Genomic DNA, 11260 nt, shown 5'->3' with positions numbered 1-11260 from the left:
AGAATAAAAGCGAGAAGTCTTATGGCGTCTGACAGACAGAACCTTCAGGATGCATTCCTGAATCACGTACGCAAGACCAAGGTTCCGGTAACGATTTTCCTGATCAATGGTGTGAAATTGCAGGGTGTCATCACCTGGTTTGACAACTTTTGCGTGCTTTTGCGCCGCGACGGTCAGTCTCAGCTTGTGTACAAACACGCCATTTCGACCATCATGCCAAGCCAGCCGATCAGCCTTTACGAGGGCGAAGACGCTTCTTGAGCAAGACGTCCTTTCAGATCGACAATACCGATGGCCCGCGCGTGACGCGGGCCTGGGTTCTGCACCCTGAAATCAGATCCGACCCGGACCGCCGCGCGCCGCAACCCGCGCTGGAGGAAGCCGTGGCGCTGGCCCGTGCCCTGCCGCAGCTTGAGGTGGTGGGTGCCGAGGTGGTGCCGCTGCGCAAGGTCGATGCGGGCAAGCTCTTTGGCAAGGGCAAGATCGCCGATCTGCATGATGCGCTGGAAGCGGCGGAGGTGGAGCTGGTGCTGGTCGACGGCTCGGTCAGCCCGGTGCAGCAACGCAACCTGGAAAAGGCCTGGGGCGTCAAGCTGCTGGACCGGACCGGCCTGATCCTTGAGATTTTCAGCGACCGTGCCGCAACCCGTGAGGGTGTGCTGCAGGTCGAAATGGCCGCGCTGAACTATCAGCGCACGCGGCTGGTGCGGGCCTGGACCCACCTTGAACGCCAGCGGGGCGGGCTGGGGTTTGTCGGCGGTCCGGGGGAAACCCAGATCGAGGCCGACAGACGCGCCATCGACGAACAGCTCGTGCGCCTGCGCCGCCAGCTCGACAAGGTGGTGAAGACCCGTGCGCTGCACCGGGCCGCCCGGGCCAAGGTGCCTTACCCGATCGTGGCATTGGTGGGCTATACCAACGCAGGCAAATCGACGCTGTTCAACCGGTTGACCGGGGCGGATGTGATGGTCAAGGACATGCTCTTTGCCACGCTGGACCCCACCATGCGCAGTCTGGCGCTGCCGGACGGGCCCGAGATCATCCTGAGCGATACGGTCGGTTTCATCTCTGACCTGCCGACCGAACTGGTCGCCGCCTTCCGCGCGACGCTGGAAGAGGTGCTGGCGGCGGACATCATCCTGCATGTGCGCGACATCAGCCATGCGGAGACCGAGAAACAGGCGCATGATGTGCGCGAGATCCTGACCTCGCTGGGGGTGGCCAAGGAAACCCGGACCTTCGAGGTCTGGAACAAGCTTGATCTGCTGCCGCCCGAGACCGCCGAAGCCCTGCGCCAGCGCGCCGAGCGGGACCCCGACATGATCGCCATTTCCGCGATCACCGGGGCGGGGCTGGACCGGCTTCAAACCGCCGTGGCCGAGGCCCTGCAGGGGGCGGTGCGGGTTGCCGAGATATCGCTGGCCTTCTCCGAAGGGCGCAAACGCGCCTGGCTGTTCGAGCAGGATGTGGTGGAGAAGGAAACCCCGTCAGAGACCGGATTCGACCTGGTTGTGCGCTGGTCGGCCAGACAGGAAGCGCAGTTTCAGGGGTTGTGATGCGGCAAACTCTTTGAAGAGTTTGGACCGGAAAATTTGAATTTTCCGATTTGCGCGATATCGCTCTGGGCTGGCTGTCGAGCGGGGTGCTCAGTTTCAGAGCCTGTGACGCGGCAAACTCTTTGAAGAGTTTGGTCCGGAAAATTTGAATTTTCCGTCTGCCACAGTCCATGTTGCGCCGGAGAGCTGAAATTCTTTGAAGAATTTCGCCCGGAAAATTCGAATTTTCCGGTCCCCGCATCATATGGTTGCACACCCCAGGCGGAGCACCCCATGACCCTTGCTGTTCTCTATCTTGCCACCTTTGTCATCTTCATGGGGCTCGATTACATCGGGCTGACAAAGCTGATCCAACCCGTCTTTGAGCGTGACATCGGCCCGCTGCTGCTGGAGAATTTCCGCATCGGCCCGGCGCTGATGTTCTATGCCTTCTATGTGGGCGTCCTGCTCTGGTTCGTATCCTGGCCCGCGGTGACGCAGGACAGGAGCCTGTTGTGGGTTCTGGGCAATGCGGCGCTGATTGGTGCGATGGGCTATGGCACCTATGAGTTTACCTCGCTTGCGGTGATGAAGGACTGGACCTGGCAGATGACGCTGACCGATGTGACCTGGGGCGCCTGCCTGACAGCGGTTGCGGCCACGGGCGGTGTCTGGGTGGCGCGGCTGGTGGGGTAGGCCCCGGCCGCTTTCAGGCCCCGGTTTTCAGGCGCCTGTCTCGGAGGCCCAGCGCCAGGCGCCGGGGGCCAGATCGTTCAGCTCCCAATCCCCGATCCGCCAGCGGATCAGCCGCAGCGTCGGCAGACCCACATGGGCTGTCATCCGGCGCACCTGGCGGTTGCGGCCCTCGCGGATGGTGATGCGCAGCCAGGCGTCGGGCACGGATTTGCGGAACCGCACCGGCGGGTCGCGCTGCCACAGGCCCAGGGGTTCATCCACCTGGGTGATTTCGGCGGGGGCAGTCTTGCCGTCCTTCAGCACAACGCCCCGGCGCAGCGCATCCAGTGCTTTCGCATCCGGCCGCCCCTCCACCTGAACCAGATAGATCTTGGGCCGCTTGTATTTCGGATGTGCGATACGGGCCTGCAGGGCGCCATTGTCGGTCAGCACCAGCAACCCCTCGCTGTCCTTGTCCAGCCGTCCTGCGGGGTAGAACCCCGGCTCGGCGATGAAACCTGACAGGGTCGGGCGCGCGGAGCCCTCGGTGCCCTTGTCGGTGAACTGGGACAGGACGCCAAAGGGCTTGTTGAACAGGATGACCCGGTTCATGGGGTTTCAGGCGTCAGCGTGGTGATCCCCACCGAGGCGGCACGGGCCAGATCCTCGTCCAGCGACATCGGGATATATTCGCCGCGCCGCCACAGCTGCGCCAGATCGTCGTAGTGGCGTGACAGGAAATGCCCTGATTGCCCGGTCGAGGTGATGAAGACCGATGAATTGGGGTCGGCAAAGTCATAGACCCCCCGGTAGCCCGCGCCATGCACGTTGTTGAACGGGTCGGGCAGGCTGCCCTTGGTCAGGCCGCGCTGCAGGGTGTTGTCGCCGCCGGAGGTCGATTGCCGGATGTTCACGAAATAGCGCAGCACCGGCACCTGTCCCAGCACGGGATGATCATGGGTCGCCTGATGCGCATCGCCCCAGCGCAGGGATTCCAGTTGCGTGCCCCAATGCTCGTTGATCCAGAGCAGCGCGTCATCCAGCGCCAGCCGGGCCATGTCGGGGCAGGTTTCCACCGGGGCGGACTGGCGCACGTCGCACCAGACCGATGCGCCTTCGACATTGCGGAACACGCGTTCGATGAACAGCGGGTCCACATGGGTGAATTCGGCGGCCAGCGGGCCGAGGTCGTCCTGGATCAGCCGCGCCTGCAACGCGCGCAGCCAGGCGGCATAGATCAGCGGCTCGGGCAGATGTTCGTTCATCTCGCCGGACCATTCGGCCAGCAGGTTCAGCGCGCGCTGGCGCTGGCGTTCGGCGGTGCCGTCGGGGGCTGCTTCCTCGGTAAACCACAGTTCCGCCCCGATCAGCGGCAGCAGCGATCTTGCGGTGAAGCTGACGGTGTCGAGCTGCGCCTCGATAAAGCTGTCGCGGGTATGCACCTGCCGCCCCTGCATCAGGCGCTGCCAGCGCTGCACCCGCTGGGTATCGCCCCAGAGATAGGAGACATGGTTCGGAAAGGGGCGGTCCACGGTCTTGTTGTTGGTATTGCCCAGGATGCCGCCCGCAGGCGCCACAAAGGCGGGGTTGGCGGTAAAGGGCATCACCCCCTGCCAGCGGTTCGCGGCGATCCAGCCGGGCGACGGCAAGCGCCCCCTGGACTGATGCGCCGCATCCCGGCGGGGCAGCGCGCCGATGGTCTTCATCGCGATTTGCTGGCGGTCCACCAGCATCAGGTTCTGTGCCGGCGCGATATAGCGTTCCGAGGCGCGGATCGCATCGGCGATGGATTTCGCCTCCATCAGGTCGAGGGCCGCGCCCAGCGAGGTGTCCTTGGCGCTGAGCACCGTCCAGCTGACAGAGGCGACATGGCCGGGCGGGGTGATGCTGGCCAGGTTGTAGAGGCTGCCGGGCAGCACCGGGCCATTGTCGGTCCAGCGCAGGGTGATGGTGACGGGATCGCCGTCCTTGACCGTGATGATCGAGGAGCGGGTGACAAAGTCCTTGAACCCTTCCGGCGTGCGGTATTGTTCGCCGTCATCGGGGTTCAGCGCCTCGATATGCACGTCCTGGTCGTCCACATAGGCGGAGGTCAGACCCCAGCCCAGGGTGGCGGAGCGCCCCGTGAGGACCACCGGAATCCCCGGGATCGTGCCACCGATCACACCGCCGGAGGCCAGTTCCATCCGCGCCAGATACCAGACCGAGGGGGCGGTGAAACCCAGGTGCGGATCATTGGCCAGCAATGTCCCCCCGGCGGCAGAGCGCGAGGGGGCGGCGGCCCAGGCATTCGAGGCCCCGGCAAAGGCCATGTCCTTGAAGGGCGACAGCGGATGCGGATCAAGGGGCATGTTTGCCGCAAAGCGGGGGGCGCCGGGCACAAGTGCGGCATATTCCGGCAGGGCCGCGATGCCGGGGCCGGGCACATCGGGCAGGATGTCGCGCAGCCGGTCCGGCTCTGCCAGCGCCAGCGACACCCGCGCGCGCAGCACCTCGGCCTGAAGGTGCCCCGACAGTTGCAGGCCCATCAGCTTGGCGATGGCGATGGAATCCGCCGGCCGCCAGGGGGCCATGGGTGCGTTGAACAGCAGCATCTCGGGTGCGCCGCGCCCCAGCGCCTCCGAGTTGATCTGTGCGATCCGGGCATTCACCCCGGCGGAATAGGCTTCCAGCTTGGCACGGGAGGCGTCATCCAGCGCCTCGACCGATTGCACCGAAAGCCGGTAGATGTCGAAGCGGCGCAGCAGCCTGTCGGTGTTCAGGGTGCTTGCGCCAAAGACCTCGCTCAGCCGGCCCTGGGCGGTGCGGCGCAGGGTGATCATCTGCCACATCCGGTCCTGGGCATGGGCAAAGCCGAGGCCAAAGAACACATCCAGGTCGTCGCTGCCAAAGATATGCGGCACATTGGCATTGTCGCGCACGATCTCGACCGGGGCGCGCAGCCCGGCCACCTCGACCGTGTCGTTGTAATCGGGCAGGGACCGTGACGCGAGCCAGTAGACGAGCGACACCACCACCACGCTCAGCACGATCAGGGCGGCGGTGATCCGTACAAGCCAGCGAAAGACAGTGACCATTAAGCGCTCCGAGGGGACTGGCGCGATTGACCAACGCGCGCAGGGTGATAGGTAAAACTCTGACTAGCGCAACTGATGGACAAGGAAAAGCAGATGACAAAACTCGCATTTTTGGGGTTGGGGGTGATGGGCGCGCCGATGGCGGGGCATCTGCAAAAGGCCGGGCATGACGTGACCGTCTATAACCGCACCGCGGCCAAGGCCGAGGACTGGGTCAAGGCACATGGCGGCGCGATGGCGCGGACCCCGCGCGAGGCGGTGAAAGATGCCGAAGTTGTGATGGCCTGTGTCGGCAATGACGACGATCTGCGCTCTGTCTGCCTGGGCGAAACCGGGGCCTTTGGCGGGATGACGGCGGGGGCGATCTTTGTCGATCATACCACCGTGTCGGCGGCGGTCACGCGCGAATTGTACAAGGCCGCCGATGCGGCGCAGATCAGTTTCGTGGATGCGCCGATCTCTGGCGGGCAGGCGGGTGCGGAAAACGGCGCGCTGTCGATCATGTGTGGCGGTGACAAGGGCGCGTTTGACCGGGCGCTGCCGGTGATGGAGGTCTATGCCAAGATCTGCCGTCGCATCGGTGAGAGCGGCGCGGGCCAGATGACCAAGATGTGCAACCAGATCGCTATCGCAGGTCTCGTGCAGGGCTTGTCCGAGGCGCTGCATTTCGCCGAGAAGGCCGGTCTGGACGGCCGTGCGGTCGTGGAAGTGATCAGCCAGGGCGCTGCCGGTTCCTGGCAGATGGCCAACCGCTATGAAACCATGCTGGACGATGAATTCGACCACGGGTTCGCGGTGGACTGGATGCGCAAGGATCTGGGCATCTGTCTGAAAACAGCCGATGAAAACGGGGCCAGCCTGCCGGTCACCGCGCTGGTCGATCAGTTCTACAAGGATGTGCAGAAACTGGGCGGTGCGCGCTGGGACACATCGAGCCTGATCAAGCGCCTGCGCGCGATGGGCTGAGACCTGCCCCGGAAGGGGCAGGATCAATCCTGAATAAATATCATCTTGTCAGGTGGTTACAGGTCAAAGTTAAGGTAGAGCGCCGGTCAATACGCCGGTTTGACCTTTTTGTACTTGGCTTCGAGCACCTGAAAGTTCTCGTTGCCGCCTTTGGCTTCCTCGACCAGCACCCAGCTGCCGCCCGGTTTCTTGGCGGTGACCTTGCAGCCGCTGGAACGGCATTTGATCTTGAGCTTCATGCCGTCTGAATATGTCCATGCGGCATCTCCGGCCAATGCCGGTGCGGCGCCCAGACCAAGGGTGAGGGCAGTGGCGATAATTGCTGTTGTTCTGATCATTCCTGGCTCCAAATCTGTCGTTGAATGCGCCGAGGTTATGTGTCGCCCCGGCGCAGTGTCAACATAAACAGAAATTGACCCGGTTTACGGAATGATGCGCGTATATTTGGTGCCTTCCAGCGTGGCACCGATGCGCAGACCGGCGCGGCCAAAGACCGCTGCCAGAACCGGCGTCAGCACCGTCGTGGTATCGGCAGACACGCTGTCGCCCTTGTCCGAAATCACATATTCCATGTCGGCCCCCGCAGCCCAGCCGGGAGAGCGGCGGAATTCGGTCAGCGCGGCCTGGGTCATGAAGAACAGCACATGGGCATATTGCTGCGCGCCGATCTGCAAGCCGCCCGATCCCTTGACGACGGAATAGTAATCCACCGTCACATTGTCGATCAGCAGGGCACCGCGCCCATAGGCGCCGCCAAAACCAAGGCCCGCTTCGGTCACCAGCGGCATCACCAGCATGCCGTTGGCCTTTTCCGCAAGGCTGCGGGTGTTGGGATAGCTGCGGTACATTTCTTCCAGCGTGGCGCGCACGCGCGCGTCGATGGTGCTGCTGCCCCGTCCGCCCACACCGTTGCCGCATGCCGCGAGTACAGGAGTTGCCGCCAGCGCACCAAGGGTGAACGCCCGCCGCGAAATCTGAGTGTTTTTCATGTTTTTCTGCCCGTAAAAGTTGCCTGATGCCGGTTGGTCCGACTTGCGGGCAACTTTAAGCATAATTCCGCAGGATGTCATGCCCTTTGGGCTTTTGGGCGAATTATTGCTGGGATCGGGAGAGTGGCAGGGTGAACCAGAAGTCGGTGAAGTCGCCGGGCACGCTGACAAAGCCGATTTGACCGCCCAGATACTCCACGATCTGCTTGCAGATGCTCAGGCCCAGGCCGGTGCCGCCATGGTCGCGTGTCAGGGTGGGCGCGGCCTGCGCGAAGGGCAGGAAGATGGTGGGGCGGAACGCCTCGGGAATGCCCCGTCCGCGGTTGCGCACCACAACCCGCGCCATATCGTCCCTGCGGTCCATGATCACTTCGACGATTGTATCGTTATCGGCGAATTTCGCGGCATTCGACAGCAGGTTTGTCATGATCTGGCAGATCCGCGCCGGATCGACCTGGCACAGCAGCGGCCCTGCGTCCAGTTTCGTGGTGATGGTGACCCGGTAGCTTTTGGCAAGCGACCGGTTCTCTTCGACCGCTGTTGCGATCAGCCCGCCCAGATCGTGATCGCCGGTTTCGATGTCCAGATCGCCTTTCGAGAACCTTTCGAAGTCGAGAATGTCGCCCACCAGCATCCCCAGCCGGTCGGCGTTCTGAAGCGATATGTCCAGCAGGCGTCTCATCGGTTTTGGCAGGTCCTGATCTGCGGCCTGCGCCTGAAACAGCTTGAGCGCGCCGAGGATCGAGGTCAGCGGCGTGCGCAGCTCATGGCTGACGGTTGCGACGAATTCGCTTTTCAGGTCCTGCAGGCGATGCTGTTCGGATATATTGACGACCTGGGCGATGAATTGCACGGCCTGGCCATCCTCGTCACGGACGGCAGCGATGCTGAGCAGGCCCCAGATCACCTTGCCGCTTCTGTGCAGGAAACGCTTTTCCGTCTGGTGATAGCACAGGTAGCCGTCTTTCAGACGCTCCAGTTCCAGCATGTTTTCCGCGATTTCATCAGGGTGCAGGATCATCGGGAATCCCTTGCCCTTCAGTGCCGATTTGTCGTGACCGACAAAGGTGCAGAAGGCCGGGTTCACCTTCAGCAGCTTGCCGTCAAGACTCATGATCGCCTTGCCGATCGGCGCGTTGTCAAAGGCCGACTGAAACTGCTTCATGCTTTTGCGCAGGGCCAGCTCCGTCCTCTTGCGGTCGGTCACATCGACCTGGGCGCCGACGATCCGGGTCGGGTTTCCCTGTGCGTCCCGCCGGGCCACGGAAAGATCGGTGCGCATCCAGCGCATTTCGCTGCGGTCGCGGTTGAACAGCCGGAACTCATTGCTGTTGCGGCTTTCCAGACCTTTTGCGAGCCTGCGCATGGGGGCATCTGCGGCGTTCAGGTCATCGGGGTGGACCCGGCTGCGCCATTCTTTCTGAACGTCCACGATCTCATCGCGGGGCAGCTCCATCAGGTCGCGCCAGATGTCGGAGACATGGGCTTCCTTCGTGATCACGTCGAATTCGAACACCCCGATCCCGGCCCCGCTGATTGCATTCTGCGCGCGCAGCAATTCGGCGTTCCGGGCGTCTTCACGGGCGCGTTCCTCGGTGATGTCGCGCAGGACAAGGGTATGACGGGCAGGTGCATCCGCGTCCTTCCAGGCGGTGACATGCACCAGGAAGTGACGCTGCTCCTTGTCGGGGCGGTTGCCCGTGATGTCATGCAGCGTGGCAGAAGTGGCGGGTGGCGCGATCCGGGCGTCCAGGGCGGCGCTGTCGAGGCCCGGCAGAACAGTTGAGATTTCCATGCCGGTCAGCTGGCCGGGCTCATATCCCAGGAGGGTGCATGCGGCAGGATTGCTGATCAGAATCTCGCCCTTGTGATCCAGCACGATCACCGCGATCTCCGCAGTGGCAATCGCCTGTGCCAACAACTCGTGCTCAACCATCACGTCAGGCCTTATCTTCGCAATATTCGACACGCGACCCTCCGCGCAACACCAAGAAACACACAATACGACCGGTGCGGGAATCTGTGGCCGCCCGCACTGACTAACCTATAGGTTGAGTAATGACTGAAATCGTGTCTAACTGTGGGCTGATTTATGTCTGAAAAGTGTTTTGTTGAATTTTTTACAGGGTTTTCGTGCGTTCTGGCCGCCAGTTTGCCGGGCGGCCCATCCGCCCGTCGCGTTGGAATATGGAAATGCAGTGATTCTTACCCGTAATGCGGGAAAATATGTCAGGTCACGGATGCGGACCTGAGGCGATGTGATCCGGCAGCGGCAGACCCGTCCGCAGCAGATCTTGTCAGGTCATGGCTGATTGTGCAGCCCGTCCGGGTCAGGCAGTTCCACAGGGCCGCGGAGGTTCGGCCGGGCGTCAGCCGCCGTTCAGCAGGCGCGCGGCGGCGGGGGCGAAATAGGTCAGCACGCCGTCGCAGCCGGCGCGTTTGAACCCCATCAGGCTTTCCATCATCACCCGCTCTTCGTCGATCCAGCCGTTCTGTGCGGCGGCCTTGATCATCGCGAATTCGCCCGACACCTGATAGGCGAATGTCGGCGCGCCAAAGCTGTCTTTCACCCTCCGGCAGATGTCCAGATAGGGCTGGCCGGGTTTGACCATGACCATATCCGCACCCTCGGCCAGATCGCGCGCCACCAGGCGCAGCGCCTCGTCGGCATTGCTGGGATCCATCTGATAGGTCTTCTTGTCCCCGGTCAGCGCGCCGGAGGCCCCCACAGCGTCCCGGAACGGGCCATAGTAGGCAGAGGCATATTTCGCGGCATAGCTGAGGATCATGACGTCGGAATGCCCGCCCGATTCCAGCGCATTGCGGATCGCGCCGATGCGGCCGTCCATCATGTCGGAGGGACCGATGATGTCGGCCCCCGCTTCGGCCTGGGCCAGCGCCATCCTGACCAGCGCCTCGACCGTGCGGTCGTTGACGATGATGCCATCCTCGACGAAACCGTCGTGGCCGTTGATGTTGTAGGTGTCCAGCGCCACGTCGGTCATCACCGCCATCTGCGGAAACTTTGCCTTGATCGCGGCAATTGCGCGGTTGGCGTGGTTCTGCGGGTCCCAGGCGCCGGTGCAATCCTCTGTCCGCTCTTCGAGGCCGGTGTAGGGAAAGATGCACATCGCCCCGATCCCCAGGGCATCGGCCTCTGCCGCGGCCTCGACGATCTTGTCGACCGACCGGCGCATGACACCGGGCATCGAGGGCACCGGTTCCTCTATGCCTTCGCCGGCGCGTACGAAGACCGGCCAGATCAGATCACCCACCTCAAGCGCGTTTTCGCGCACCAGCGCGCGCACGGCGGGGCTGACACGGGTCCGGCGCAGGCGCGCGGCGGGGAAGGGGGCGACGATGGGATTCATGCAAAAATACCTCAGTTTGCCAGACCCATTGCTTGGCATGAAAAAAGTGGGCTCTCAAGGGTAGGAATTGCCCGGCGCCTTGGGTATGACCTGCGCACTTGTGGTCCAGAGGACAAGACTTGGATTGGTATCAGACCCTATTCGAACTCATCGACATGCGGTCCTTTTCGAACCTGTGGTTCTGGATTGTACTTGCGGTGACCTGGTCGACGGCCAGCCATTGGGTGCTGGGCGTGCCCTATGACATGGTGCTGCGTGCCCGCCGTCAGGGCGCACAGGCCGAGGTCGATCTGGAAGACATGGTGCGCATCAATGTGAACCGGCTGTTGTTCATCGCGCAGGTCTCGGGCCTCTGGATTCTGGGGTTTGCCTGTTTCGGGCTGACCATGCTGGTTCTGCTGGGCTTCGTCTATGGCATGGAATTTGCGCAGGCGGTGTTCCTGCTGGCCTTTCCGCTGTCGCTGATCGGGGCGCTCAGCCTGTCCACAGCGCGGCTGATCCAGTCGGAAAGTGCGACCGGAGAGCGGCTGCGCAAGCGGCTGACGCGGCACCGGCTTTATACCCAGATCATCGGCATGGTGTCGATTTTCATCACCGCGATCTGGGGCATGTATCAAAACGTGGCGCTTGGCCCGCTGGGCGGTTGA

The 11260-nt window shown here is 62.9% G+C and carries 11 protein-coding genes; 5 read left to right on the top strand and 6 right to left on the bottom strand.

All coding sequences use genetic code 11. From position 1 onward, the window contains the following. Positions 1 to 21: 21 nt before the first annotated feature. The 3 genes from hfq (at position 22) to ACWNZ3_RS10515 (ending at position 2231) form a co-directional block, all read left to right on the top strand. Positions 22 to 261 (top strand): RNA chaperone Hfq, encoded by a 240-nt coding sequence (hfq, locus tag ACWNZ3_RS10525; protein ID WP_007119530.1) that lies wholly within the window; start codon positions 22 to 24, stop codon positions 259 to 261. Beyond that, positions 258 to 1556: a GTPase HflX gene (gene hflX / locus ACWNZ3_RS10520; RefSeq protein WP_496899912.1), complete on the top strand. Its 1299-nt coding sequence runs from the start codon at positions 258 to 260 to the stop codon at positions 1554 to 1556. Before hfq ends, hflX begins: the two co-directional genes overlap by 4 nt. Before the next feature lie 273 nt (positions 1557 to 1829). Further along, positions 1830 to 2231: a DUF2177 family protein gene (locus tag ACWNZ3_RS10515; RefSeq protein WP_496899911.1), complete on the top strand. Its 402-nt coding sequence runs from the start codon at positions 1830 to 1832 to the stop codon at positions 2229 to 2231. 27 nt (positions 2232 to 2258) lie between these two features. On the opposite strand, the gene ACWNZ3_RS10510 is transcribed toward ACWNZ3_RS10515, so the two are convergent. Then, a complete protein-coding gene (locus tag ACWNZ3_RS10510; protein WP_496899910.1) occupies positions 2259 to 2822 on the bottom strand; it encodes a pseudouridine synthase in 564 nt (187 codons plus the stop codon). Continuing rightward, positions 2819 to 5287 carry a penicillin acylase family protein gene (locus tag ACWNZ3_RS10505; RefSeq protein WP_496899909.1) on the bottom strand — a complete coding sequence of 823 codons (2469 nt, stop codon included), beginning with the start codon at positions 5285 to 5287 and terminating at the stop codon, positions 2819 to 2821. Before ACWNZ3_RS10505 ends, ACWNZ3_RS10510 begins: the two co-directional genes overlap by 4 nt. Before the next feature lie 93 nt (positions 5288 to 5380). Here ACWNZ3_RS10505 and ACWNZ3_RS10500 point away from each other — a divergent pair, with 93 nt between their 5' ends. Then, positions 5381 to 6253: an NAD(P)-dependent oxidoreductase gene (locus tag ACWNZ3_RS10500; protein WP_496899908.1), complete on the top strand. Its 873-nt coding sequence runs from the start codon at positions 5381 to 5383 to the stop codon at positions 6251 to 6253. Between the two features lie 86 nt (positions 6254 to 6339). Here ACWNZ3_RS10500 and ACWNZ3_RS10495 read toward each other — a convergent pair whose 3' ends face one another. The 4 genes from ACWNZ3_RS10495 to hemB all read right to left on the bottom strand — a co-directional run bounded on the left by ACWNZ3_RS10495 (position 6340) and on the right by hemB (position 10613). Next, the gene (locus ACWNZ3_RS10495; RefSeq protein ID WP_496899907.1) at positions 6340 to 6591 is read right to left on the bottom strand and encodes a hypothetical protein; all 252 of its coding nucleotides are present in this window, start codon (positions 6589 to 6591) and stop codon (positions 6340 to 6342) included. An 84-nt stretch (positions 6592 to 6675) separates the two neighbouring features. After that, on the bottom strand, positions 6676 to 7242 hold the full coding sequence (locus ACWNZ3_RS10490; protein ID WP_269361906.1) for a lipid-binding SYLF domain-containing protein: 567 nt from the start codon (positions 7240 to 7242) through the stop codon (positions 6676 to 6678). A gap of 103 nt (positions 7243 to 7345) precedes the next feature. Further along, complete coding sequence (locus tag ACWNZ3_RS10485; protein WP_496899906.1) at positions 7346 to 9178, bottom strand: PAS domain S-box protein; 1833 nt, start codon at positions 9176 to 9178, stop codon at positions 7346 to 7348. Positions 9179 to 9611: 433 nt separating this feature from the next. Then, complete coding sequence (gene hemB, locus ACWNZ3_RS10480) at positions 9612 to 10613, bottom strand: porphobilinogen synthase (RefSeq protein WP_496899905.1); 1002 nt, start codon at positions 10611 to 10613, stop codon at positions 9612 to 9614. A 119-nt stretch (positions 10614 to 10732) separates the two neighbouring features. Between hemB and ACWNZ3_RS10475 the strand changes: the two genes are divergently transcribed. Then, positions 10733 to 11260 (top strand): component of SufBCD complex, encoded by a 528-nt coding sequence (locus ACWNZ3_RS10475; protein ID WP_496899904.1) that lies wholly within the window; start codon positions 10733 to 10735, stop codon positions 11258 to 11260.

The organism is Sulfitobacter sp. IGS-18, assembly GCF_059628195.1.
The sequence above is the reverse complement of the archived record's forward strand: the minus strand, read 5'-3'. Positions and strand labels throughout refer to the sequence as shown.